This is a genomic window from Cupriavidus sp. 22TCCZM01-5 (assembly GCF_057798915.1).
Map to the genome: position 1 here is coordinate 65,290 of NZ_JBYOJR010000033.1, position 23,687 is coordinate 88,976.

Consider the following 23,687-nt stretch of genomic DNA (forward strand, 5'->3'; position numbering starts at 1 on the left):
TCACCATCACTCTGCGGACGGCACGGCGCGCGAGGCCGATGCATCGTTTGCCAGGGCCTCGCGGCGCTGCTTGCGCGTGGCCAGCAGGCGCAGCGCCACATAGAACACCGGCGTCAGGAACAGCCCGAAGAAGGTCACGCCGAGCATCCCGGCGAACACGGCCACGCCCATCGCATGGCGCATTTCCGCACCGGCGCCGGTCGACACCACCAGCGGCACCACGCCCATGATGAAAGCGAACGAGGTCATCAGGATCGGGCGCAGGCGCAGGCGGCTGGCTTCGATCGCTGCCTGCACCACCGTGCGGCCGTGGTGTTCCAGCTCGCGGGCGAACTCCACGATCAGGATCGCGTTCTTCGCCGACAAGCCGACCAGCACGATGAAGCCGATCTGCGTGAAGATGTTGTTGTCCCCACGCGTGAGCCACACGCCGGTCATGGCGGCCAGCAGGCTCATCGGCACGATCAGGATCACGGCCAGCGGCAGCGTCAGGCTTTCATACTGCGCGGCCAGCACCAGGAACACGAGCAGCACGCACAGCGGGAAGATCCACACGCCCGCGTTGCCGGCCAGGATGTCCTGGTAGGTCAGCTCGGTCCATTCGAAGCCGATGCCCTTTGGCAGCGTTTCCGCGGCAATCCGCTCGGCGGAGGCCTGGGCCTGGCCCGACGAGAAGCCCGGGGCCGGGCCACCGTTCATGTCGGCAGCAGTGAAACCGTTGTAGCGGCTCACGCTGTCCGGACCGAAGCTCTGCCTGACCTTCACCATCGATGACAACGGCACCATTTCGCCGCTGGCGCTGCGCGCCTTGAGCTGCAGGATGTCCTCGGCATGCTGGCGGAACTGCGCGTCGGCCTGCACCTTGACCTGGTACGTACGGCCGAACTTGTTGAAGTCGTTCACGTAGGACGAGCCAAGATAGGTCTGCAGGGTATCGAACACGTCTGTCACCGGGACGCCGAGCTGCTTGGCCTTGGTGCGGTCGAGCTGCACGTCGAGCTGCGGCACGTTCACCTGGTAGTTGCTGAAGATGCCGGCCAGCTCGGGCGTGGCGCGCGCCTTGGCCATGAAGGCATTGGTGGCGTCGAACAGCGCGTCATAGCCGAGCGCGGCGCGGTCCTCGATCATCATCTTGAAGCCGCCGATCGTTCCCAGGCCCTGTACCGGCGGCGGCGGGAACACCGCGATGAAGGCATCCTGGATCGACCCGTACTGCTTGTTCAGGTCCGCGGCGATCGCACCGCCGGACAGCTCCTTGCCCTTGCGCTTCTCGAACGGATCCAGCGTGACGAACACAATGCCGGCACTCGGGCTGTTGGTGAAGCCATTGATCGACAGGCCCGGGAAGGCCACGGCCGATTCCACGCCCGGATGCTTGAGCGCGATCTCCGACATGCGGCGGATCACGTCCTCGGTCCGGTCCAGCGTGGCGCCGTCGGGCAGCTTGGCGAAGCTCACCAGGTACTGCTTGTCCTGCGCCGGCACGAAGCCCTTCGGCACCATCTGGAAGATGCCCCAGGTGGCAAGCAGCATCACCGCGTAGACGCCGAACACCGACCCCTTGCGGCGGATCACACCCTTCACGCCGCGGCCATAGTTGTCGGAGCTGCGGCCGAAGAAGCGGTTGAAGCGCGCGAAGAAGCCGCCGAGCACGCGGTCCATGCCGCGCGTGAGCCAGTCCTTGGGCGCGTCATGCCCGCGCAGCAGCAGCGCGGACAGCGCCGGCGACAGCGTCAGCGAGTTGAAGGCGGAGATGATCGTCGAAATCGAGATGGTCAGCGCGAACTGCTTGTAGAACTGGCCGGTCAGGCCGGTCATGAAGGCGAGCGGCACGAACACGGCGATCAGCGTCAGCGCGATCGCGATGATCGGGCCGCTGACTTCGCGCATGGCCTTGTAGGTGGCCTCCTTCGGCGACAGCCCTTCCTCGATGTTGCGCTCGACGTTCTCCACCACCACGATCGCGTCGTCCACCACGATGCCGATCGCCAGCACCAGCCCGAACAGGCTCAGCGCGTTGATCGAGAAACCGAACGCATGCATCAGCCCGAACGTGCCAACGATCGACACCGGCACCGCCAGCAGCGGGATGATCGATGCGCGCCACGTCTGCAGGAACAGGATCACCACCAGCACCACCAGCGCGATGGCTTCGAACAGCGTATGGACCACGGCCTCGATGCTATGGCGCACGAACTGCGTCGGGTCATAGACGATGCTGTAGTCCACGCCTTCCGGCATGTTCTGCTTGAGCTCGGCCATGGTCTTGCGCACGTCGTTCGAGATCTGGATGGCGTTCGAACCCGGCGACTGGAAGATCGGCAGTGCCACGGCGGACTTGTTGTCCAGCAGCGAACGCAGCGCATATTCCGACGCGCCGAGTTCGATGCGCGCGATGTCCTTCAGGTACGTGACAACGCCATCGGGCGAAGTCTTGACGATGATGTCGCCAAATTCCTCCACGGTCTGCAGTCGGCCTTGCGCATTCACCGACAGTTGCAGGTCGGTGCCCGGCAGCGACGGCGACTGGCCGATCACACCCGCCGCCACCTGCACGTTCTGCTCGCGGATGGCCTTGACCACGTCCGATGCCGACAAGTTGCGCTCGGCGATCTTGTCCGGATTCAGCCAGACCCGCATCGAGTAATCGCCCGAACCGAACATCTGCACCTGGCCCACGCCCTGGATCCGCGCCAGGCGGTCCTTCACGTTGATCAGCGCATAGTTGCGCAGGTACGTCATGTCATAGCGGTCGTTCGGCGAGACCAGGTGGACCACCATGGTCAGGTCGGGCGAACTCTTGACGGTGGTGATGCCCAGGCGGCGCACGTCTTCGGGCAGGCGCGGCTCGGCCTGCGACACGCGGTTCTGCACGAGCTGCTGGGCCTTGTCCGGGTCGGTGCCCAGCTTGAACGTCACCGTCAGCGTGAGCGAGCCGTCGCTGTTGGCCTGCGAGTTCATGTAGAGCATGTCCTCGACCCCGTTGATCTGTTCTTCCAGCGGCGTGGCCACAGTCTCGGCGATCACCTTCGGATTGGCGCCCGGGAATTGCGCGCGCACTACCACCGACGGCGGCACCACTTCCGGGTACTCCGAAATCGGCAGCTTGAACATCGAGATGGCGCCGATCAGGAAGATCAGCACCGACAACACGCCCGCGAAGATGGGACGGTCGATAAAGAATTTCGAGAGATTCATCTTGGTTCTCGGCCTGTTTTCGGCAAGAAGCCCCCCTGGCGGCCCGCCGTGGCGGGCGCCATGCACATCAGGGGAAGCAAATGCGATTGACTGTCTGTGGCGGGGCTTCTGGGCCTGCTTAGCTCACCGGCTTGCCTTGCGCCTCGGCGGACGCCTGCTTGCGGTCAGGCGCGGATGGCCGCGGCTCCAGCTCGCTGCGGAACGCCATCGACACCGGTTTCGGCGCCACCGTGTCGCCGGGGCGCACGCGCTGCAGGCCGTTCACGACGATGCTCTCGCCCGGCTTCAGGCCCTTGCGGATCACGCGCAGTCCTTCATAGGTCGGCCCGAGGTCCACCTCGCGATATGTCAGCTTGTTGGCCTGGTCGACCACCAGCACGAACTTCTTGCCCTGGTCGGTGCCGACGGCGCGGTCGTTGATCAGCACGGCGTCGTGCGGCGCGCCGCCACCGAGTTTGACCTTCGCATACAGGCCCGGCAGCAGGCGCCCGTCCGCGTTGTCGAACACGGCGCGCACGCGGATGGTGCCGCTGCGCGTATCGAGCCGGTTATCGACCGAATGGATCTTGCCCTCATGCGGATTGCCGTCTTCGTTCGCCAGGCCCAGGAATACCGGCAAGCCGTCCTTGCCGCCGCCAGCGCCCGGCGCCGTGTAGCGCAGGTAGCTTTGCTCATCCACTTCGAAGCTGGCGTAGACCGGCGAGACCGACACCACCGTGGTCAGCGGCGGCGACGCCGCGCCGGCGGCCACGAGGTTGCCCACGGTGAGCTCCGCGCGCGACACCTTGCCCGAGACCGGCGCCACGATGCGCGTATAGCTCAGGTTCAGCTTCGCCACCTCCAGTGCCGCCTGCGCCCCGCGCACGTCGGCCGACAGTTCGCTGGCCGCGTTGATGCGCTCGTCGAATTCGCGCTTCGAGATGGCGTTGTCGTCGAGCAGGCGCTGGGCGCGGGCCTTTTCCGTCTGCGCGTGCGAGGCGCGCACCTGCGCCGCGGCCAGCGCGGCTTCGGCGCGGGCTACCTCGGCGGCATATGGACGCGGGTCGATCGTGAAGAGCGGTTCGCCCTTCTTCACGATCGAGCCTTCGCGGAAATGCACCGTTTCGATCGTGCCGGACACGCGCGGACGGATTTCCACGCGATCCACCGCTTCGATGCGGCCCGAGAACTCGTCCCACTCGGTAATGGTCTTGCCGACCACGCTCGCCACTTCAATGGCCGGGGCCGGCGGCGGCGTTTTGGCATGCGCCTCGCCGCCATGCCACGGCCGCAGCATGGAGGTGGCGACGCCGGCGCCCAGGACGATCACGATGGCAATCGCGATCCACGTGCGTCGATTCTGGATACTCATTTTTCTTCACTCCTGTTGCGGGTTTTCTTCAACTGGGAAAGCAAAAGCGCGAACGCCGCCCACCGGGCCGCGAAATGCGGTCCGGACCATGTCGGACAGATCAGCAAGACTGTTTGCCGGATGCCGCGCAGTCCGTCTTGGCGGCATCAGTACCGGCTGGCGGTTTTACCCGGATGGCCTCAGCCGGCAGGCTCGTTCCGGGTCAACTTCAGGGCCGGCTTTCGCGCCGGGTTGAGGTGTCGTCGGCCGCGGCCAGACATCGCCGCAGGAACCGCGCACCTTCGTCGACCCACGACTGACAATCCTCGTGGGTCTCTTCCACGCCGTCGCCACAGGCGCCGGGCATGATCATGGCCTCGGCCGGCACCCCGGCCTTGGCAAGGCGCCCCGCGAAGGCTTCGCCTTCCGCGCGCAGCGCATCCACTTCAGCCACCTGCACCAGCGTGGCTGGCAGCCCCGCCAGCCGCGAGGCCAGCGCCGGTGCGGCATACGGATGCACGCTGGCGGCCGGCGTCGGCAGGTATTCGCGATAGTTGCAGGCCAGCCGCTGCAGGGTTTCCAGCGGCACCTGGCCGCCGCCCGCGCCCGCGCACGACGCGTGCTGCAGGCACGGGTCCGTCACCGGACGGATCAGCCATTGCCCGCGCGGCTGCGCGGCGCAGCGGTCGCGCAGCATCTGCGACAGGGCGATCGCCAGGTTGCCCCCGGCCTCTTCGCCGACCAGCGCAAAGCGCGTCTTGTCGACTTTCAGCCGGCGCGCGTTGCGCAGAACCCATTCCACGGTGCTGTACGCGTCTTCGGGCGCCGCCGGGAACGGGTGGTCCGGCGCCAGCGAATACGCCGGCGTCACCACCACCGCGGGCACCGATGCCGCCAGCGCCTGCACCAGTCGCCGCGTCTTTTCGAGCCCGCCGTCCACGAACCCGCCCGCGTGCAGGTACACCAGCCAGGGCAGCAGCGCACCGCCCGCGGCGGCCGGTGCCGGATAGCCGGGCGGATAGCAGACGCACACCGAAATCTCGCGCCCGCCGCTTGCCACCGTGTGTTCCACGACGCGTGCCTGCCCGTTGCCATTGGCCGGCGGGGCGGCGGGAGAGCGTTGGCTGGTCGACTGAGGCATGGGCACCGGTCCGGCGTGCTGAAAATCGCCAGCGCGCCTATGATGTGTTGCGATGGAACGGATTATGGTGATTGACGCCGATGGGATAAAGCGAGAGATAGCCAATGCACTGTTCCGTGTTTGGAATAATCGGCCTGCTGAGACCCCACGCATGACAAGGTCTTGGGAAATGTGATTCACTCCCGCTCTCGCGGCTGCGCACCTCCTGCCAAGGGCAGCCGGCCAGCGCCCAGTCCACGGGTCGGCAAGCCTGCAACGGCGGCCGACCGGCACATCCTCCAGGCCTCAGTCTCTCAACCAGCCAGTCCGGTTGCCCGTTCGGCGCGCAGTCAGGAAACCTTCGTCGGAAGCTCATCATGGATCGTCTCGTCTCAATGCAGGCCTTCACCCGGGTGGTCGACATGGGCAGCTTCGCGCGTGCCGCCGATTCGCTCGACCTGCCCAAGGCCACCCTCACCCGCCTGATCCAGAACCTGGAAACCCATCTTGGCGTCAAGCTGCTGCACCGGACCACGCGGCGCATCAGCGTGACCAGCGACGGCGCGGCCTACTATGAACGGTGCGTGCGCATCCTGGCCGACGTGGAAGAAGCCGAGCAGTCACTGACGCGCCATAACAACTCTCCCAAGGGCACCCTGTCGGTCGACACCACGGCCGCACTGGCGCGGCTCGCGCTGATCCCGAACCTGCACGATTTTTTCACGAGCTATCCGGAACTGAAGCTCGACCTCACCATCAACGGCAAGCCGATCGACCTGCTGCAGGAAGGGGTGGACGTGGTGCTGCGCGTCGGCGAGGTGGACGAATCCATGGTGGCGCGGCGCGTCGGCGAGCTCAAGCTGGCGTTTTTCGCGTCGCCGATCTACCTCAACCGCTTCGGCACGCCGCACGAACTGGCCGACCTGGCCCAGCACAAGGCCGTGAACTACCTGTCCAACCGGAACGGACGCGAGTGGCCATGGGACCTCGCGCGGGGCCGCGAACATGCCGAGATCCTGCTGCCCTCCGCCATCTCGACCAACGACGGTGACATCTACGTGGAATGCGCGCTGGGCGGCCACGGACTCGCCTGCCTGTCGCGCGCGATGGCGGAACCCTACGTGGCCAGCGGGCGACTGGTCGAAGTCATGAGTGACTGGCAAACCAAAGCGCTGCCGATTTCAGCCATGTACCCGCAGAATCGCCACCTGTCGGCCAAGGTCCGGGTCTTCGTCGACTGGGTCGCTGACATTTTCGGGCGGCATCCCCATTTTGGCGCCGCGGCGCAGAAAGGCCCGGTCTCGCAGATGGCCGCGTGACCTGTCCAGTCAAGTAGCCCAGTCAGCACCCCTGCGTAAGCGTCGCATCCTATACTGTTGTTTCTTCCGCAATAACATCAAAGGGAGGGTTCGGATGAAACGCGTACTTTTCGGCCTGGCGGCCACGGCAGCGGTAGCGATGACCCTGGCGGGCTGCGCCGGCACGGGGACCACCAGCGGCGGGGCCAAGGCCACCGCGACGCTAGAGCCGAAGAGCGGCACGAACACCGGCGGCACGGTCACCTTCACGCAGCAGAGCGGCGGCGTGATGATGGTGGCGTCGGTCACCGGCTTGCCGCCCAACACCACGCATGGCTTCCACGTGCATGAAAAGGGCGATTGCTCGGCACCCGACGCCATGACCGCAGGCGGCCACTTCAACCCGGCCGGCAAGCCGCACGGGCAGATGAACATGCCCGACCACCACGCCGGCGACATGAACAACCTGACGGCGGATGCGAACGGCAATGCGCGCGCGAGTTTCCTGCTGCCTGACCTGAGCGTGGGCACCGGCCCGAATGGCGTCATCGGGCGCGCCGTGGTCGTGCACAAGGATCCGGACGACTACAAGACGCAGCCGACGGGCAATTCGGGCGGACGGATTGCCTGCGGCGTGGTGGCGGCGTCCTGAGCCGGACCGCGTGCCCGTGCCGGCGCAACGGTTCAATCCGCCGTCGCGCCGCTCTCACTGCATCCGTCCTGGCTTTACCATAGCGGGCCGCTTCCAAGTCCCTGTCATGCCTCGCCCGCTCCGCCACGCCCTGCCCCTCCTGACTGCCGCCGGTCTCGCGCTATCCGGCCATGCCCGTGCCACGGATATCGACTGCGATCCTGCGGCGGCGCCGGCCAGCCAGATGCCGTCGCACCGCCTGATCTGCGAATCCGCGCTGTTCTCGATGGGCTACCAGCGCATCTTTGCGGAGCAGCAACGCCTGCTCAAGGCCGGGCAACTGACTGAAGCGGAACTCACCGCATTCCGCGCGAAGCGCGACGGCTGCCAGTCCGCCTCATGCCTGGACACGGTGTTCCGGGAGTGGAAGGCAAAAGCCGCCAACGCCAGCCGCAAACCATGAACCATCGGCGCATGGCGCTCAGGCCTCGCTGAATACCGCGGCCGGCATGCCGGCCTGGGCCTGGGCCTCGGTATCGCGCTCGAAGCGCAGGCGCGGCAGGTGCTGGGGGAACTCCCGCTGCATGAAGTCGATCAGCGCCTCGCGGATCCTGCAGCGCAGGTCCCACGCCAGCCCCGACGAGGCAGCGGTGCACAGCACGCGAAGCTGCATCGTGCGCTCGGTGGCATCGGAGACGACGAGGTCGAAAAACCGCCGATCCCACTCCGGCGCGGCGTGCACCACCCGCTCGAGTTCCTTGCGCAGCGGTGCCAGCGGCATGCCATAGTCGACGTGGAAAAAGACCGAGCCCATGATCTGCGCGCTGTTGCGCGTCCAGTTCTGGAACGGCTTCTCGATGAAGTACTGCAACGGGACAATGAGCCGGCGCTCGTCCCACAGCCGCAGCACGACGTAGGTCCCCGTGATTTCCTCCACGCGGCCCCACTCGCCCTCGACGATCAGCACATCGTCGAGCCGGATCGGCTGCGTCAGCGCGAGCTGCAGCCTCGCGATCATATTGCTGAACACCGGCTTGGCCGCGAAGCCCGCGATCAGCCCGACCACGCCGGCCGAAGCAAGCAGGCTCGCCCCGACCTGCCGCGCTCCGGGAAACGTCATCAGCAGCATGGCCGCGCCCATCACCGTGACCAGCGTCATCGCAATGCGCGAGAGCACGCGTGTCTGCGTATGAATACGCCGCGCGCCCATGTTGTCGGCCACGTCGACCGGGTGCCGGTCCATCACGCCCTGCGCAAAGCCGGCGATGATCCGGGCCACCAGCCATGTCGTCGCGGCGATTATCAGCAGGCCATTGAGGTGGCGCAGGCTGTCGATCCAGGGCAATGCGTCCGGCGCCGCCTGCCACACGGTCTGCAAGGCGAGCAGCGGCAACACGACGCCCGACGCCACGCGGGCTTTCCTGACGATCGCATGCAGCACGGCCGCGGGCCGGGTCACGCGCAGCAGTACCAGGCCGCCGAGGCGATGCGCGATCAGCGCGACGAACACGGCGGCCACGGCCGCTGCCCATGTACCGAACCAGGGGTGTGCGAGGAGGATTCCAATATCCATCGGTCATCCTTGAACAAGGCTGGTGAAATGCGCGGGCAATGTCCGGAACAGCGTTCCGGATCCGGTGACCGGCCGGTCTTAGGTACGAATGCCGAACAAGCCGTGCCAGAACGACTCGAACGTGCCCGGGTGACGGTTGGCGCGCCTGGTGTCTTCGGCCTGTGGCTCCGCCGGCTCCTCTGGCACGCCATCATCCGACGCCTGCGCTGCCTGCGCGTGTGCCCTGCGCGATACCTGCAAGGCCCATACGCTGTCCGCAATGCGCGCGGCGAGTTCAGCCTCGCACTCCTGGCCCAGCAGCACGCCGAAGAGCACGTCGCGATTGTGGCCGTCGTCGGCAAAGCGCATGGCGATGGCAACCATTTTCTCGTAGTGCTCCTGCGCGGCGCGCTGGGCTTCGCGTTGCGCCGCCTGCTCCTGCGCTTCCTGCTCCGCATGCTCGGCCTGCCAGCGGCGCATTTCCTGCTCGAACACCTCGTCGTACACGCGTCGCTGTTCGTCGTCGGAAAGGATGGCGTAGGCGTCGCGGATGTCCTGGAATGCCGCATGCGCCTCGGCCTCGCGGCCAGGGTTGCGGTCGGGATGCCATTTCATGGCGGCACGGCGGTAGGCGCGCTTGATCTCGTCCAGGGTAGCGTCGGACTCGACGCCGAGGGTCGCGTAAAGGGTAGTCATGGCCGATGGGGCGGCGGCTGCGGAAGGGTTCATCCTAGCATGCGATATCGGCGTCCCCGCTCCCGCATGGCCACATGCAGGCCGATGCGCGGCATAAACCAGCATAAACCGGCGCAAGCGCTACTTGGCGTCGTTGCAGACCTATGTGCACGGCCAGCTTTGCATGCGGCAAGAACAGACATTACAGTGTTCGACTTGACTGGGCCGGCCCTGCAGGACCGAGCCCGGACCTTCATCCACTGGCTGAACGGACCCTCCCATGACCACACTGGATCTCCCCACCTACGCAGACGTCGAGGCCGCCGCCAGGCGGCTCGAAGGCGTCGCCCATCGCACGCCGGTCAATACCTCGCGCACCCTGAACGACATGCTTGGTGCCGAGGTCTTCATCAAGTGCGAGAACTTCCAGCGCATGGGCGCCTTCAAGTTCCGTGGCGCCTACAACGCCTTGTCGAAGTTCAGCCCGGAGCAACGCCGCGCAGGCGTGGTGGCGTTCTCGTCGGGCAACCACGCGCAGGGCATCGCACTGTCGGCCGGGCTGCTGGGCATTCCCGCCACGATCGTGATGCCGCATGACGCGCCCGCGGCAAAGGTGGCGGCAACCAAGGGCTATGGCGCCAACGTCGTGATCTATGACCGCTACACGGAAGACCGCGAGGCGATCGGGCGCCGCCTGGCCGAGCAACATGGATACACGCTGATTCCGCCGTATGACCACCCGGACGTACTGGCCGGACAAGGCACTGCGGCGCGGGAATTGTTCGAGGAAACCGGCGCGCTCGACGCATTGTTCTGCCCGCTCGGCGGCGGCGGCCTGCTGTCGGGCATGGCGCTCGCGACACGCGCGCTGGCACCGCAATGCAAACTCTATGGCGTGGAGCCCGAAGCGGGCAATGACGGCCAGCAATCGTTCCGCAGCGGTTCGATCGTCCACATCGATACCCCGAAGACGATCGCGGATGGTGCGCAGACCCAGCATCTGGGCCAGTACACGTTCGCCATCATCCGGCGCGATGTCGACGACATCCTGACCGCGTCCGATGCCCAACTCATCGAGGCGATGAAGTTCTATGCTTCGCGCATGAAGATGGTCGTCGAACCCACGGGCTGCCTGAGCCTGGCGGCGGCCTTGCAGGACAAGGACGCGCTCCGGGGCAAGCGCGTGGGCATCCTGATCAGCGGCGGCAATATCGACCTGGAGCGCTTTTGCGCGCTGGTCTCGGCATAGGCCATCGACCCGCGCGCCGGCACCTTCGCCCCTGGCCCCTGTCAATACGGGGGATTCACCACCACGTATTGCGATCCCTGCGGCTGGTACCACGTGGTTCCGCACTGCTGGTAGACCATGCCCGCGTAGTTGACCGGCACGCAACCCGGCGGCACCGTGCGCACCATGGAGCCGATCACCGCCGAAGTCACAGCGACTGTGGCGGTAACGGCGGCGGCCGTCGCCACGGGGTGGTAGTCGTTGTCCCAGCCGCAGCAGCCGCCGTGTGACTCGACGTTGACGTTGACGTTGCGGTTTGAATTGACATTGACATTGCGGCTGGCATTGACGTTGTTGACGCTCGTGCTGCGCACGTTGTTGGTCCGTGCGTCGGCGCGCTGGTTGTCCACCTGCCTGGCGCCGCCGCCACCGCCGCCTGCCTGACGAGCACCACCACCACCGCCGGCTTGGGCAGCTGCGGCGCGTCCGCCGCCGATTGCCTCAGCCGCCGGCGTCCATCCCGCCGTTGCCAGAACCAGCACGGCCGTGCCCGCCGCGAAGCGCTTTCCGAATGCGTGTCTCATGGCGTCGCTCCTTTACCGGGACTTGAGGGGGACGAACTCGGCCTGCTTGGTTCCCGGCGGCGGCTTGAAGGCGAAGGCCGAGCTGCCGGGCCGCGGATTCAGGTTCCACTTGTAGAGCGTGACCGACTGCGGCCGCGCTTCGTCGCCGCGATTGGTGATGACGAGCTTGCGCGGCAGCGGCCGGCCGCCGGCGGCAATCCAGATCTGCCAGTCGATCTCGCCCTGGCGAAACGCGTAGTGGTCGCAGATCTCGCCGCCAATGATGTCCTGACCTGCGTTCATGGCCGACTGCATATTATCGAGCGGGGCGGCATCGGTGCCCCACAGGAACAGGTCGGCGGACGGGATCTCGACACCGAACCGCGCCCGCAGGCGCTCCGCAAGCGCACCGAGGTTCTCCTTGAATGGTGCCTGGGAGTAAGACTTCTGCGCCGGTGTATAGAGCGTCACGGTCGTGCCGTCGTAAATCAGCTCACGCTGGGAACGCGCGCTGCGCATCTGGGCTCGCAGCTTGTTCGGGCGCGCGACATCGAGGTCGGCCGTCGCGGTGTGCTGCAGCTTCTGGCCGTCGGCCAGCACGCGCTCGCCAGACAAGTCGATGACGACCTCGAACGCCTTGAGTGACTGCAGGTACTTGCCCATGTTATTCAGCGCCTGGATCGCTGCCGGGTCGACCGCGTTCGCTGCCGGTTGCGCGCTGGCCGCCGGCGCCGGCGCCGGTGCTGGCGCGGGAGTCCCGGCTGACGGGCCCGCGGCCGAACCGGAGGCGGTTGGCGGCGCACTGCTGCAGGCGGCAAGGCCCACGAGCGATGCCTGGACGAAGAGCGTTCTCAGTTTCATCTCTTGTTCTCCTTATCCTTGCTGGGCGAACGGCAGACAGGCCATTGCACACCGCTCATCCGGCGCAATGTCTCCAGTGAATTTATGGCAACCCCTTCCAAAGCCGTAGTGAATGTTCGCGAGGACGATCTGAAATTTTTCGCTCAGGCCGTCGTCAGGGGAACGCCCCCTTCACGCCAGCGTGCGGCGTGGCGGAACTCGATGGGCATGGCGGAAGGATCTTGATTCGCCGACGCAGGCGGCGCGCCACGGTCACCTCGCGGTGCAATCCCGTGGCCAGGGCAACGCGATAGCGTGCCGGGAGGGAGTCATGCCAGGCAGGGCAGCCGCTGCCGGCCTGCCCTGCCCAATGTGGCGCCGGCCATGCCGGCGCCAGGTCAGGCCTTGGCGGAAGCCGCCTTGCCTGCCGCGGCCGCGCTGGCGGCAAGGTTGCCGCGCGCGAACTCGGTCATCTGGTTCGAGACTGCCTGAGCCGAGCGATAGGTGTTGCCGGCCGCGTCAACCGTCGACTGCAGCAGCGCGGAAATCGCTTCCGATCCGGCCGGGGCATTCTTTACGAAGGTGTCGACAAAGGCCTGCAGATTGCGGTGATGCTGTTCGTATTGCTCTTCCACCGCGCGGGCCAGCTCCGCCTGCGCCTGCGTGGCGATTTCGCACACCTGGCGCGCATACGTAATGGCCTTCTCTGCCGCGGGCTGGGCCACGCTGCCCTGCACGGCGAGCACGTCCCTCGGGTCCTTGCCCGCCAGCACGGCTTTCAGGCTCTCCTGGCCCTCGGTCAGCGCGGATTTGGCGGTCTGGAGATTCAGCTCGGTTAATTTCTGGAAGCCGTCGATGGTCGACTTGGACATCATGGCCAGATTGGCCAGGTTGGTCTTGTGGAGCGCCGCAAACTGATCAGGCGTGAAGGCGGACATGCGTGGTTCTCCTTGAGAGCGACCGGCCAGAAAGGCGCCATGTGCCGCCATGGCGTTCTGACCGAGGTTGGGTTTCTCGACCACGGCGCGTCGGCCAGAGGCGCACCGCATCGAGCTGCAAAGATTAGAAGAAATGCTCTAAGTCGATCCCTAAGTAATTACCCAAACCTCGTCGTCGTGGCGCAGCATTTTGTGCACCATAGGTCATGTTTGTAACATTCAGTTACGATTAAATGCTGCGACGCGAGATGCCACCGTCGCTCGCACCAAGCCTCCCAAAGGGCTCAAAATCGTACGACCGTGCTGCGCCGCAACTGCGCGGCGGCGGTCTCGGCCCGTTGAACTGCGAATGGCGTGGTGCCGCGGCTGCAAGCTCAGATCTGGTCGAGCAGGCTGCGCACGACATCGGCCAGCCGGCCAGCGCGCTGGCGCCCGTTGGCGTCCAGATCCACGGCGCAGCCGCCGGCCAGCGCCTTGAGACCGAACAGCGCATCGCCAACATCGCGCCAGCCGGGAAAGTCCGCATGCAAGCGTTCCAGCGCGGCGGCGCCGGACGCCACCCTGGCCGGCGCGGGTTGCCTGCCGGCAGCGAGTTCGTCGAGGGAGTCTGCGGCATCAAGCAAGCCCTTGCGGTTCATCTGTGGTGTCCCCAGGAAATGATCTGTCGTAGCCGCTGCGATGGCGGCTGCCGCGGTCATGGCCGCAGCTGTGACTGTAGCAGGACACACCTTGCCATGAGCACCGGCGCATGCTGCCCGCGCCAGGGGTGGACCGCCGCAGCAGCCCGGCGTGGCTTGGACAACGCGCAAGCGGCGCTGCTATATTACGGCGACCATTTCGACCTTGATTCCATGGCACGCTCGCTTGCGCTTCTCGCGCTGGCCGCTTCGCTTTATGGTTGCGCCGGTGCCCCGTCATTCGGATTGTTCGGCGCGTACTTCCCGCTCTGGCTGCTGAGCGCGTTGGCCGGCATCGCGGGGGCGCTCGTGTCCTACCGGATCTTCGTCGCGACAGGCTGGGCCGAGATCGTGCGCGCCCAGCTTCTGGTCAACACCGCGATCGGCCTCATCCTCGCGGAGCTCGTCTGGTTACTGGGTACGGGACACCTCCTATGAAAATGGCCGGCGAACGTGGCAGCCCCAAGCGCGGCAAACTGATCACGCTGGCCATTGTCCTGGTGGCCGTGCTCCTGTCCGTCTACGCCTACCATCGCACCAGCCGCTATCCGTCGACCGATGACGCATCGCTCGACGCCGACATGGTGCACGTGGCATCGCCGGTCGGGGGCCGCATCGCCAAGATCCACGTCGCAGAGAACCAGCTGGTAGCCAAGGGCGACGTACTGTTCGAAATCGATCCCGTCCCTTATCAACTGGCCGTCGCGCAGGCGCGGGCGGACCTCGAGCTGGCCCAGGCCGCGCTCGGTACCCGGCGTCGCACGATCTCCACCGAACGTGCCACGGCGTCGCTTGCGTCGGAGCAGACGCAGCGGGCCGAGCAGAACTACGCGCTGACCGCACGCACCGTCGAACGGCTGCGGCCGCTGGTCGCTGACGGCTACGTGCCCGCGCAGCAGCTCGACCAGGCGCAGGTCGCACAGCGCGATGCCAGCGTGTCGCTGCGGCAGGCCCACACGCAACGCACCGCTACCGCGCAAGCGGTCGGCAATGAAGACGATGCCACGGCCGCCGTGCACGCGCGCGAGGCGGCGCTGGCGATCGCCCAGCGCGCGCTCGACGACACCACGGTCCGCGCCCCGCATGCCGGACGCGTCAGCGGCCTGACCGTGCTGTCGGGCGAAGTCGTGATCCCCAACCAGTCGCTGTTCCTGCTGGTGCATACCGGCGAATGGTTCGCGATGGCGAATTTCCGGGAGACCGCACTTGCCGGCATCCATGTCGGCGACTGCGCCACGGTCTACTCGATGATCGACCGCGGCCAGGCCCTGCGCGGCAAGGTGGAAGGCATCGGCATCGGCATTACCGACACCGACCGCCTCAACCTGCCACGCTCGCTGCCCTATGTGCAGCCGTCGGTGAACTGGGTGCGCGTGGCCAGGCGCTTCCCGGTGCGGATCCGCCTGGAGGATCCGCCCGAGACGCTGGCCCGCGTGGGCGCGAGCGCAACGGTCGAGATCCGGCATGGCGCAGCCTGCCGCTGACAAGCTGCGCCTGGGGCTGGCCGATATCGGCGCGCTGCTGGCGCCGTTCCCGGGCCGCACCGCTGCCGCGACGCGCATCACGGTGGCCTGCACGCTGACGGTACTGGTCACCAGCATCTATGGCACGCCCGAGGCGGCCATCTCCGCCTACATCATCTTCTTCATCAACCGGGCCGACCGCACCACCAGCATCATCATGAGCGCGGCCGCGCTGGTGCTGATCAGCCTGATCATTGCGCTGGTGATGTGGCTCGCCGACCTCAGCGTCGACGACCCGATGCTGCGCGTGGCGTGCATGGCGGTGCTGTCCGCAGCCATGCTGTTCCTGACATCGGCCAGCAAGCTGCGACCGATCGGCGCCATCGTCGCCATGATCATCGGCTTCGGGCTCGATGAACTCGGGCTTGTGCCCGGCGGCGAAGCCGCTACGCGCGGGCTGCTCTACGCGTTGCTGATGGTGGCGATCCCGATCGGCGTGAACATCGTCGTCAACCTGCTGATCGGCCCGTCGCCGCGCCGGCTCGCAACGGATCGCCTGGGTCATTGCCTGCGCGTGGCCGCACGCTGCCTGCGCGGTACCGCGGACCACAGCGGCAATGCGCAGGCCCTGCATGCAGCGCTGCACGACGGCGTCCAGCCCGTTGCCGGCTGGCTCAGGCTTGCCAGGGTCGAAGGCACGGTCAACGCGCAGGATCTGCGCGCGCTGCAGCAGGCGATGGCATCGACCATGGCGATCCTGCTGGCCGTCGACGTGGCGCAACGGGCTGGCGCGCCAATGCCGGCGGCAACCGCAGCGCCCATCGCCGATACGCTCGACGAGATGGCCCGCATGCTGGACGCAGGCGGCTATCCCGTCGAAATCGGCCTGCCGGCGTCGCTGGCCGACCACCTTGCGCCGGTGCAGCAGACTGTCGTGCGCGAACTGGTCGCCGCGATCAATGGCTACGCCGATGCCGGCGCGGCAGCCCCACCGGCGCCGGCAGCGGAATCCGGAAAAGGCGCCGAAAACGGCACCGGACACGGCGGCTTCCTCAACGCCGACGCCTTCACGAATCCCGACCATGTCCGCTATGCGCTCAAGACCACCGGCGCGGCAATGTTCTGCTACCTGCTTTACCAGCAACTCAACTGGCCCGGCATCCATACGTGCTTCATCACGTGCTACCTGGTGTCGCTCGGGACCATGGCCGAGACCGTCGAAAAACTCTCGCTGCGGCTGGCCGGCTGCATGATCGGCGCGGCGATCGGCACGGCAGCCATCGTGTACGTCGTTCCCGGCTTGTCATCCGTAGGCGGCCTGATGCTGCTGGTGTTCGCCGGGACATGGGTCTCCGCCTGGGTGGCGCAGGGCTCGCCACGCATCGCCTACGCGGGCTTCCAGATCGCGTTCGCGTTCTACCTGTGCGTGGTGCAGGGCCCGGCGCCCGGCTTCGACCTGACCATCGCGCGCGACCGCGTGATCGGCGTGATGCTCGGCAATCTCGTCGTCTACCTGGTGTTCACGCGGGTCTGGCCGATCAGCATCGCGGGCCGCATCGGGCCGGCGCTGGCGGGGCTGGTGGGCCAATGGCAGGCGCTGATCGACACGCCGCAGCCCGCGGCAAGGCGCCAGCACGCCGCGACCGCACTGGCCCTGCATGGCACGATCACACAGGACCTGATCCTGGCCCACTATGAACCGGCAAGCGTCGGGCCGGCGCCGGAATGGGTCGACAGTCATCGCGAACGGCTGGCCAGGCTCGATGCCATCTCAGCGCCCATATTCCTGCTTGCCGAGCGCTTTCCTGGCGACCCGGCACTCGCGCAACGCCTGAACCGGCTCAGGGCCGACGGCCCGCCCCTGCACGCCGCGCCACCCGCCGAAACCATGCCGGCCGATCTGCATGATATCGAGGCACGCCAGGCACTGCTCGCCATCATCGACCACCAACTCGACGCGTCCCATGCCGACGCGCCGGACACGGCTTCCCCGTCCTCCATCCATGCGCAAACCTGATCCCCTGGCCGCGCTGGCACTGTGCACGCTGGCGCTGGCCGGCTGCGCGACATCGTCGCTCGATCTGGCACCGGAGCAGCCCGACCGGCCCTGGCAGCCGCTCACCACCGCGTCTGGCGAAATCGTGCCGGGCGCGGCCGCCGGCCAGCGGGCACCCGCGCCATCCGACTACACGCTGCCGGCAAACCCGGCACTCGCGGCGGTTTCCCCGCCCGCGACACTCGATCCCGCGCATGCCTACACGCTGCCCGAGCTGATCGACCTGGCCGAGTCCACCAACCCGCTGACGCGCATTGCCTGGAACGATGCGCGCAACGCGGCGCTGGCGGCCGGCATCGCCAAGGCCAGCTACCTGCCCTATATCTCGGCCGCCGCCATGGGCGGCTACCAGAACGGGCACAGCGCCACATCGACGGCGCTGGGGCCGCTCGCCGCGAACGCGTCCACGCACGGCGCCATCTCCGTGCTGTCGCTGCAGTGGCTGCTCTTCGATTTCGGCGAGCGCTCCGGCATTGTCGAAGCCACGGAACAGCTTTCGGTGGCGGCGAACATTGCGTTCACCGCCGTGCACCAGAAGATCATCCACGACGTCAGCGTTGCGTTCTACCGCTACCAGGCCGCGCGCACGCGTGCCGGCACGGTGCAGCAGGCCATGGACAACGCCGACGCGGTGCAGGCCGCGGCCAAAGCGCGCTACCAGCGCGGCATCGGCACCGTGGTCGAAGTGGCACAGGCCACGCAGAACCGCGCGCAGACCAACCTGGCGATGGTCCAGGCCAGGGGCGCCGAGACCGACGCCTACCTGGCACTGGTCAACGCCGTAGGGATCTCCCCGCTGTCCCGGCCGCGCATCGCGGAGATGCCGTTGCGCCCGCTCCCGCCGACGCTGCGCAGCTCGGTCGAGCAGATCGTCGACACCGCAATCGCGCGGCGCCCCGATGTGCTGGGCGCCTATGCGGCGCAACGCGCAAGCCAGGCCCGCGTACAGGCGGCCGAGGCCGGCTTCATGCCGAAGGTCTTCCTGTCGGCGTTTACGTCCTATGCCTCGGGCGGCTCGGCCATTACGGCGATACCGCCGATCGGCCAGCAGCCGCCGACGGTCAACCTGAACGGCTACCGCTATGGCGCAAGCGTCTTTCTTGGCGTCACGGTGCCGATCTACGACGGCGGGCTGCGCTCCGCCGTGCTGGCGCAGGCACGCAACGATGCCGACAGCGCGTCGACCAGGCTCACCCGCGCGAAGGACGAATCGGTGCGGCAGGTGGTGGTCAGCCAGAGCGCGCTGGAATCGAGCCTGGCCGCCTATGATGCGGCCCGGGCACTGGCCGATGCGGCCCGGATCACCTATGACGCGGCATTCGCCGCCTATCGAAAAGGCGTGGGTTCGGTGACGGAAGCCAACCTTGCGCAGAACCAGCTGCTGCTGGCGCAGAACGCCTCGGCCGACGCCTACAGCGGCGCGCTGTCGGCCGCGGCGGCGCTGGCGCTGGCTACCGGGTCGATCGGGTCGATTCGGGATGAGGGCGCGTGGCCTGGGCGGTAGGGTTCAGCCGATCTTGGTACCGCGGCAAGCAGGACCGCACACCGCCGGCTCCCGCCTTACCAGAACCCCAGGATCTTCCACCAGACGCCACCCACCACGGTGAAGATGATCAGTTCCAGCACGCACATCACCGCACCGGCCCGCCACCACTGCCCCAGCGTCGCATAGCCGCTGCCGAAGATGATCGGCGATGTGCCGGTGGCGTAGTGGGTCAGCGTCATCATGATCGCGGAGCCGGCCGCCATCATCAGCATGAACGGCGGGACATAGGGTGGCGGGATCAACTGCACGCCCACGGTAAGAAAGGCCAGCATCATCGCGCTGATATGTGCGGTCGTACTCGCGAACAGGTAGTGGGAAAACACGAACGCCAGCACCAGTACGGCGGCTGTCGGGAGCCAGCCCACGCCACTGGCGACGATGGCATCGCGCATATTGGTCGAGAACCAGGCAATCACGCCAAGCTTGTTGAGCTGCTCGGCGAGCATCACCAGGGCGCCGAACCAGATCAGGGTGTCCCAGGCGCTTTTTTCCGATAAGACGTCGTCCCAGTCGAGCGTGCCGGTAATGATCAATGCGAACAGGCCGAGAAAGGCGACCACGGTCGGGTCGAGCGTGTATGCCTGGCCAAGGATCATCGCCGGCACGTTGGCCCACAACACCAGCATCATGGCGAAGACCCCCATCATGACCCGCTCCTGGCCGCTGAGCGGGCCCATGCGGGCCAGTTCGCCTTTGGCATAGTCGACCGCGTTGGGCGTCGCCTTCAACTCCGGCGGGCAAAGCACGTAAATGACAAGTGGCATCACAAACAGGCAGAGCAGGCCGGGCAGGAGCATGCATAGCGCCCAGGTGGTCCAGCTCAGGTGCAGCGACTGCCCGCTGGCCTTGGCCACATAGTCCACGACCAGCGGGTTCGGCGCGGTGGCTGTCACGAACATGGCCGAGGTGATCGGGTTGGCGTGGTAGTTGACCAGTGCCAGGTAGGTGCCGACCTTGCCCTGTGTCCCCTTGGCCGGATCGGAGTCGAAGGCCCCGGCGATCGAACGCATGATCGGATGCACGATGCCGCCGCCGCGCGCGGTGTTGCTGGGGGTGAATGGTGCCAGCACCAGCTCGCAGATCGCGAGCCCATAACCGATGCCAATCGTGCGCTTGCCCAATAGCTCGATGAACATCAGGCCGATGCGATTGCCCAGCCCGGTCTTCTTCAGCCCGCGCGAGATCAGGATCGCCACGACGATCAGCCAGATCAGCGGATTCGAGAAACTGCTGAGGGCATCCGCAATGGCACCTTTGGACGAGTTCGAGGTCACCTGCGCCAGCGACACGATCACGATCGCCATCATTGCCATGACGCCGATCGGCATCACCTTGAGAATGATGGCGACGATCGTGGTCAGGAAGATTGCCACCAGGTCCCAGGCGTCGGCCTTCAGGCCAGCCGGCGGGGGTATCAGCAGCAGCGTGACCAGCACGACTGTACTGATGATGGCCGGCGTCAGCCGGAACGGCACCACCGACATGAAATAGCGATAGATCGCCACGATCTTTGCGAGCATCTGTGAAGCTCCTCTAAAAGGAGATCGGGGATAAAAGCCAGCCGAAGTCCCGCGCCACTCGAGGCGCACCGAGCGCCCCCCGCGACGTAGCACTCTTCCAAAGTCAGGGTGACCGATGTGCCTCGCGAGCAGAAGTGAATCTTTTCGAGGGGAATATGAAAAGATTACGAGGACCCGACTTTTGGCGACGCGTTGTCAGGTCAGGCCATCAGGGCCATGGCACCCCTACCGCAGGCCGAGCGTGAACGGCAGCAACAGTGCATTCAGGAACAGCAGGCCATACGTAATCATCACGACCGGCGGAATTTGCCGGCGCTGCGCGATCCCGGCCGCCCGAGGCACAGCACGCCTGCGGTTCCATATGTAGCCCGTTCCCACGCCCAGGACGGCAAGCCCCGATACCAGGCTTTCCACGAGCAACAGCGCCGGCCAGGCCTTCACGCGACGCTCGGGCGTGCCACTGAATACAGGCAGCGCGGCGGCGTTTGCGTCAGGCAAGCCTCCCTGCCAGGTCGCGGCGGATACCGCTGGAGCCGCTGGAGCCGCTGGAGCCGCTGGAGCGGCCGGAGCGGCCGGAGCGGCGAATAGCACCGGACCAGCGGCTGCCAGCCCCGGCGCGGAGCCGGGCGCATCGCGCAATGCGGTCCTCCCCGGCGACGGCATGGCGCGCGCAGGCGCGGGCGCGGGTGCGGGTGCGGGTGCCCTCGATGCCGCCACATGATTTGCCGCGCCCGGGCTCTCCGTTACGCCCTGTCGGGCCATGGCCGGCCTGGCCGGCGTTTTCGGCATGGCATCGCGCTGTCGCCAGAACTGATGGAAGACCTCGTCCATGCACCGCACGGAATCGCAGGCGTCCCGCCTGGCACGCCATGCCGCGATGTCGGCGGCCTGCATCGCGCCCTGGCGCAGCATTCTCTGCTGTTCGGCATAGATGTGCTCATAGCGCTCCGACAGCATGGTGTACTCGCAGATCAGGTGCTCCTTGCGGGCACCGGCATGCGCATCGGGCCGCCCTTCGCAGCCCACGCCAATGCCGTAGGGCTCATCGCATCGGGTCGACCGACCGCCCACGGGAGCCTTGCAGACAATATCCGACGCGTGCGCGCCCGTCCCGGCCAGCAAGGCCGGCACTGCTGCCACGAGCAGCAGGCCCAAGCGCCCGTTGCGTCTCTTCATCGTCAGCCCTCGAAGCAGCGATGCGGACTTTCAACGTTAGTCGATGGTGTGCCGGGGCCCAAGCTGCCATGGCAACTTGCGTGCGGTAGGCCACGTCGTGCTGCCGCCGGCCGCAGGCGTGCCTTGGCGGTCTCGTCCTGGCGCAGGCCCGCGCCGGATCAGCGCGATCCGGTGCGCGCCCGGCGGTATTACGAGCCCGCCTTGTAGTTCGTCTCCTTCACGATCTTCTTCCACCGCGCAGTGTCGTCGGCAATGGTCCTGGCGAACTGTTCCGGCGTGCTGCCCACGGCGTCGTAGTCGATGGCGGCCAGCTTTTCGCGGATATCGGGCTGCGCCACGATACGGGTCACTTCCTTGTTCAGGCGCGTGATGATTTCCTTCGGTGTTCCCGCCGGGGCAAGCAGGCCTGCCCAGGAACCGAATGCCATGCCGCTATAGCCGGCCTCCTGCATGGTCGGCACATCCGGCAGCGCCGGCGAGCGCTTGTCGGACAGCACGGCAAGCGGGCGCAGCTTGCCGGCCTTGATCATGGCGACCGAGTTGAACGGGTCGATCGTCATGTCCACCTCGCCCGCCACCACGGCCTGCATCTGCGGGCCGGTGCCACGGTAAGACACGGTCACGATGTCCGGCGTGCCGGCGGTCGCCTTGAAGCTGGCGCCAATCAGCTCGATCATGCTGCTGCCCGCCGACAGGCTCAGCGGCCGGGTCCTGGACTTGGCCAGTGCCACGAATTCCTGCACGGTCCTGGCCGGCACCGACGGGTGCACCACCATCACGAAGCCGATATTGCTGATCAGCGAAATCGGCTCGAAGCTCTTCAGCGGGTCATAGCCGGCCTTGTAGATCAGCGGGCTGAGCGTCTGCGCCCCAGCCGTGTTGAGCAGCAAGGTATAGCCGTCCGGTGCGGCGCGCGCGACGACATCGGTGCCGATGATGCCATTGGCACCGGGCCGGTTCTCCACCACCACCGATTGCTTGAGTGCCTCGCCAAGCTTCTGCGAGATCAGGCGCGCCACCACGTCGGTGGCCCCGCCCGGGGCAAACGGCACCACCATCCGGATCGGTTTGTTCGGATACGTATCGCTCCAGGCCAGTGCGGGCATCGCGCCCAGCACAGTGGCACAGAGCATCAGGCGGCGACGGAAGTTCGGCTTCATCAGATGTCTCCAGTACAGCGTTGACCGTGGCGCGGCCACCTCCGGCCAGTACCACGCGGTATTCATGTTTATGAATTTATTTTTACGCACATGAAATTGACCGTCAATGTGGGTATCCACGGACGCGCGGCGTCGCCGGTGTCGTCGCTACGCAAACAGGAGGGCCAGATGTGTTGGGAGCGACCACACAGCGCCCACGGTCTGAAATGGCGGGATGACGTGCCAATTCGCAAGATTTCTTATTTAATTTCAATGACTTGACGACTCGATTCGGGGCTGAGACGAGAGCTGGCACACCCCATGCGTATATGACTGCGAGCGCAACACCCGATGCTCTCTAAGCCAAACCAGACCAGCACCCCAAGGAGTTACATCATGTCCCTCACCATCCAGAACCTGCCCGTCGAACAAGACCTCGACCACGCCAGCATGAGCGCCGTTCGTGGCGGCAGCCTGTTCCTGAATAACGGCATCAACGCGATCCTGGGCGGCTCCGGCGTTTCCTTCGCCAGCCCCAACATCATCGTCGCCCCGGTGACGCAGGTCGATGCCTCGACCCGCACCAACGTCAACCTGTCGAGCATCAGCAACCTGCTCAACAACGTCGGCGGCATCGTGCAGGCCGTGCAGCACTGATCCCGATCCAACCCGTTCAGCCCAACCAGCCCAACCAGCCTGCCCAGGAGACCATCATGTCCTTGACCATCCAGAACCTG

The 23,687-nt window shown here is 66.5% G+C and carries 21 protein-coding genes; 9 read left to right on the forward strand and 12 right to left on the reverse strand.

Annotated features, from left to right (window positions below):
• Positions 1 to 6: 6 nt before the first annotated feature.
• From AC3FNH_RS25560 to AC3FNH_RS25570, 3 genes are all read right to left on the reverse strand, one after another.
• Positions 7 to 3,198: an efflux RND transporter permease subunit gene (locus tag AC3FNH_RS25560; RefSeq protein ID WP_488722047.1), complete on the reverse strand. Its 3,192-nt coding sequence runs from the start codon at positions 3,196 to 3,198 to the stop codon at positions 7 to 9.
• A gap of 118 nt (positions 3,199 to 3,316) precedes the next feature.
• A complete protein-coding gene (locus AC3FNH_RS25565; protein ID WP_488722048.1) occupies positions 3,317 to 4,549 on the reverse strand; it encodes an efflux RND transporter periplasmic adaptor subunit in 1,233 nt (410 codons plus the stop codon).
• A gap of 208 nt (positions 4,550 to 4,757) precedes the next feature.
• Complete coding sequence (locus tag AC3FNH_RS25570) at positions 4,758 to 5,669, reverse strand: alpha/beta hydrolase (protein ID WP_488722049.1); 912 nt, start codon at positions 5,667 to 5,669, stop codon at positions 4,758 to 4,760.
• A 356-nt stretch (positions 5,670 to 6,025) separates the two neighbouring features.
• On the opposite strand from AC3FNH_RS25570, the gene AC3FNH_RS25575 reads away from it, so the two are divergent.
• The 3 genes from AC3FNH_RS25575 (at position 6,026) to AC3FNH_RS25585 (ending at position 8,040) form a co-directional block, all read left to right on the forward strand.
• Positions 6,026 to 6,967 (forward strand): LysR family transcriptional regulator, encoded by a 942-nt coding sequence (locus tag AC3FNH_RS25575; protein ID WP_488722050.1) that lies wholly within the window; start codon positions 6,026 to 6,028, stop codon positions 6,965 to 6,967.
• 94 nt (positions 6,968 to 7,061) lie between these two features.
• Entirely contained in the window at positions 7,062 to 7,598 is a 537-nt protein-coding gene (locus tag AC3FNH_RS25580; RefSeq protein WP_276101684.1) for a superoxide dismutase family protein, read from the forward strand.
• A gap of 106 nt (positions 7,599 to 7,704) precedes the next feature.
• A complete protein-coding gene (locus AC3FNH_RS25585; RefSeq protein WP_276101685.1) occupies positions 7,705 to 8,040 on the forward strand; it encodes a hypothetical protein in 336 nt (111 codons plus the stop codon).
• Between the two features lie 18 nt (positions 8,041 to 8,058).
• On the opposite strand, the gene AC3FNH_RS25590 is transcribed toward AC3FNH_RS25585, so the two are convergent.
• Complete coding sequence (locus AC3FNH_RS25590) at positions 8,059 to 9,150, reverse strand: mechanosensitive ion channel family protein (RefSeq protein WP_488722051.1); 1,092 nt, start codon at positions 9,148 to 9,150, stop codon at positions 8,059 to 8,061.
• A 78-nt stretch (positions 9,151 to 9,228) separates the two neighbouring features.
• Positions 9,229 to 9,825 carry a J domain-containing protein gene (locus AC3FNH_RS25595; RefSeq protein WP_276103249.1) on the reverse strand — a complete coding sequence of 199 codons (597 nt, stop codon included), beginning with the start codon at positions 9,823 to 9,825 and terminating at the stop codon, positions 9,229 to 9,231.
• Positions 9,826 to 10,084: 259 nt separating this feature from the next.
• Here AC3FNH_RS25595 and AC3FNH_RS25600 point away from each other — a divergent pair, with 259 nt between their 5' ends.
• Positions 10,085 to 11,053 carry a threo-3-hydroxy-L-aspartate ammonia-lyase gene (locus tag AC3FNH_RS25600; RefSeq protein WP_488722052.1) on the forward strand — a complete coding sequence of 323 codons (969 nt, stop codon included), beginning with the start codon at positions 10,085 to 10,087 and terminating at the stop codon, positions 11,051 to 11,053.
• A 41-nt stretch (positions 11,054 to 11,094) separates the two neighbouring features.
• On the opposite strand, the gene AC3FNH_RS25605 is transcribed toward AC3FNH_RS25600, so the two are convergent.
• The 4 genes from AC3FNH_RS25605 to AC3FNH_RS25620 form a co-directional block, all read right to left on the reverse strand.
• Complete coding sequence (locus AC3FNH_RS25605; RefSeq protein ID WP_488722053.1) at positions 11,095 to 11,616, reverse strand: hypothetical protein; 522 nt, start codon at positions 11,614 to 11,616, stop codon at positions 11,095 to 11,097.
• A gap of 12 nt (positions 11,617 to 11,628) precedes the next feature.
• On the reverse strand, positions 11,629 to 12,456 hold the full coding sequence (locus AC3FNH_RS25610; RefSeq protein ID WP_276101689.1) for a DUF2092 domain-containing protein: 828 nt from the start codon (positions 12,454 to 12,456) through the stop codon (positions 11,629 to 11,631).
• Positions 12,457 to 12,833: 377 nt separating this feature from the next.
• Complete coding sequence (gene phaP / locus AC3FNH_RS25615; RefSeq protein ID WP_488722054.1) at positions 12,834 to 13,373, reverse strand: TIGR01841 family phasin; 540 nt, start codon at positions 13,371 to 13,373, stop codon at positions 12,834 to 12,836.
• 374 nt (positions 13,374 to 13,747) lie between these two features.
• Positions 13,748 to 14,011, reverse strand: a complete 264-nt coding sequence (locus AC3FNH_RS25620) for a hypothetical protein (protein WP_346348630.1) — start codon at positions 14,009 to 14,011, stop codon at positions 13,748 to 13,750.
• Between the two features lie 213 nt (positions 14,012 to 14,224).
• Here AC3FNH_RS25620 and AC3FNH_RS25625 point away from each other — a divergent pair, with 213 nt between their 5' ends.
• The 4 genes from AC3FNH_RS25625 to AC3FNH_RS25640 are packed head-to-tail and all read left to right on the forward strand — an operon-like array spanning position 14,225 to position 19,073.
• On the forward strand, positions 14,225 to 14,488 hold the full coding sequence (locus AC3FNH_RS25625; protein WP_276103252.1) for a YtcA family lipoprotein: 264 nt from the start codon (positions 14,225 to 14,227) through the stop codon (positions 14,486 to 14,488).
• A complete protein-coding gene (mdtN, locus tag AC3FNH_RS25630; RefSeq protein ID WP_488722055.1) occupies positions 14,485 to 15,534 on the forward strand; it encodes a multidrug transporter subunit MdtN in 1,050 nt (349 codons plus the stop codon). The genes AC3FNH_RS25625 and mdtN overlap by 4 nt, the downstream gene beginning before the upstream one ends.
• Positions 15,515 to 17,530, forward strand: a complete 2,016-nt coding sequence (locus AC3FNH_RS25635; protein ID WP_488722056.1) for an FUSC family protein — start codon at positions 15,515 to 15,517, stop codon at positions 17,528 to 17,530. Before mdtN ends, AC3FNH_RS25635 begins: the two co-directional genes overlap by 20 nt.
• A complete protein-coding gene (locus AC3FNH_RS25640; RefSeq protein ID WP_488722057.1) occupies positions 17,517 to 19,073 on the forward strand; it encodes a TolC family protein in 1,557 nt (518 codons plus the stop codon). Before AC3FNH_RS25635 ends, AC3FNH_RS25640 begins: the two co-directional genes overlap by 14 nt.
• Positions 19,074 to 19,129: 56 nt before the next feature.
• On the opposite strand, the gene AC3FNH_RS25645 is transcribed toward AC3FNH_RS25640, so the two are convergent.
• The 3 genes from AC3FNH_RS25645 to AC3FNH_RS25655 form a co-directional block, all read right to left on the reverse strand.
• Positions 19,130 to 20,635, reverse strand: coding sequence for a DASS family sodium-coupled anion symporter (locus AC3FNH_RS25645; protein WP_488722058.1), 1,506 nt, complete (start codon positions 20,633 to 20,635; stop codon positions 19,130 to 19,132).
• A gap of 225 nt (positions 20,636 to 20,860) precedes the next feature.
• Complete coding sequence (locus AC3FNH_RS25650; protein WP_488722059.1) at positions 20,861 to 21,811, reverse strand: GntR family transcriptional regulator; 951 nt, start codon at positions 21,809 to 21,811, stop codon at positions 20,861 to 20,863.
• Positions 21,812 to 21,999: 188 nt separating this feature from the next.
• Positions 22,000 to 22,971, reverse strand: a complete 972-nt coding sequence (locus AC3FNH_RS25655; RefSeq protein WP_488722060.1) for a Bug family tripartite tricarboxylate transporter substrate binding protein — start codon at positions 22,969 to 22,971, stop codon at positions 22,000 to 22,002.
• Between the two features lie 375 nt (positions 22,972 to 23,346).
• Between AC3FNH_RS25655 and AC3FNH_RS25660 the strand changes: the two genes are divergently transcribed.
• Positions 23,347 to 23,607: a hypothetical protein gene (locus AC3FNH_RS25660; RefSeq protein WP_276101516.1), complete on the forward strand. Its 261-nt coding sequence runs from the start codon at positions 23,347 to 23,349 to the stop codon at positions 23,605 to 23,607.
• Positions 23,608 to 23,687 lie beyond the last annotated feature (80 nt).

Bases quoted from the DNA above. Each gene is read 5' to 3' on its own strand.
- AC3FNH_RS25560 (WP_488722047.1), bottom strand. From the start codon at position 3,198: ATGAATCTCTCGAAATTCTTTATCGACCGTCCCATCTTCGCGGGCGTG.
- AC3FNH_RS25565 (WP_488722048.1), bottom strand. From the start codon at position 4,549: ATGAGTATCCAGAATCGACGCACGTGGATCGCGATTGCCATCGTGATC.
- AC3FNH_RS25570 (WP_488722049.1), bottom strand. From the start codon at position 5,669: ATGCCTCAGTCGACCAGCCAACGCTCTCCCGCCGCCCCGCCGGCCAAT.
- AC3FNH_RS25575 (WP_488722050.1), top strand. From the start codon at position 6,026: ATGGATCGTCTCGTCTCAATGCAGGCCTTCACCCGGGTGGTCGACATG.
- AC3FNH_RS25580 (WP_276101684.1), top strand. From the start codon at position 7,062: ATGAAACGCGTACTTTTCGGCCTGGCGGCCACGGCAGCGGTAGCGATG.
- AC3FNH_RS25585 (WP_276101685.1), top strand. From the start codon at position 7,705: ATGCCTCGCCCGCTCCGCCACGCCCTGCCCCTCCTGACTGCCGCCGGT.
- AC3FNH_RS25590 (WP_488722051.1), bottom strand. From the start codon at position 9,150: ATGGATATTGGAATCCTCCTCGCACACCCCTGGTTCGGTACATGGGCA.
- AC3FNH_RS25595 (WP_276103249.1), bottom strand. From the start codon at position 9,825: ATGACTACCCTTTACGCGACCCTCGGCGTCGAGTCCGACGCTACCCTG.
- AC3FNH_RS25600 (WP_488722052.1), top strand. From the start codon at position 10,085: ATGACCACACTGGATCTCCCCACCTACGCAGACGTCGAGGCCGCCGCC.
- AC3FNH_RS25605 (WP_488722053.1), bottom strand. From the start codon at position 11,616: ATGAGACACGCATTCGGAAAGCGCTTCGCGGCGGGCACGGCCGTGCTG.
- AC3FNH_RS25610 (WP_276101689.1), bottom strand. From the start codon at position 12,456: ATGAAACTGAGAACGCTCTTCGTCCAGGCATCGCTCGTGGGCCTTGCC.
- phaP (WP_488722054.1), bottom strand. From the start codon at position 13,373: ATGTCCGCCTTCACGCCTGATCAGTTTGCGGCGCTCCACAAGACCAAC.
- AC3FNH_RS25620 (WP_346348630.1), bottom strand. From the start codon at position 14,011: ATGAACCGCAAGGGCTTGCTTGATGCCGCAGACTCCCTCGACGAACTC.
- AC3FNH_RS25625 (WP_276103252.1), top strand. From the start codon at position 14,225: ATGGCACGCTCGCTTGCGCTTCTCGCGCTGGCCGCTTCGCTTTATGGT.
- mdtN (WP_488722055.1), top strand. From the start codon at position 14,485: ATGAAAATGGCCGGCGAACGTGGCAGCCCCAAGCGCGGCAAACTGATC.
- AC3FNH_RS25635 (WP_488722056.1), top strand. From the start codon at position 15,515: ATGGCGCAGCCTGCCGCTGACAAGCTGCGCCTGGGGCTGGCCGATATC.
- AC3FNH_RS25640 (WP_488722057.1), top strand. From the start codon at position 17,517: ATGCGCAAACCTGATCCCCTGGCCGCGCTGGCACTGTGCACGCTGGCG.
- AC3FNH_RS25645 (WP_488722058.1), bottom strand. From the start codon at position 20,635: ATGCTCGCAAAGATCGTGGCGATCTATCGCTATTTCATGTCGGTGGTG.
- AC3FNH_RS25650 (WP_488722059.1), bottom strand. From the start codon at position 21,811: ATGAAGAGACGCAACGGGCGCTTGGGCCTGCTGCTCGTGGCAGCAGTG.
- AC3FNH_RS25655 (WP_488722060.1), bottom strand. From the start codon at position 22,971: ATGAAGCCGAACTTCCGTCGCCGCCTGATGCTCTGTGCCACTGTGCTG.
- AC3FNH_RS25660 (WP_276101516.1), top strand. From the start codon at position 23,347: ATGTCCCTCACCATCCAGAACCTGCCCGTCGAACAAGACCTCGACCAC.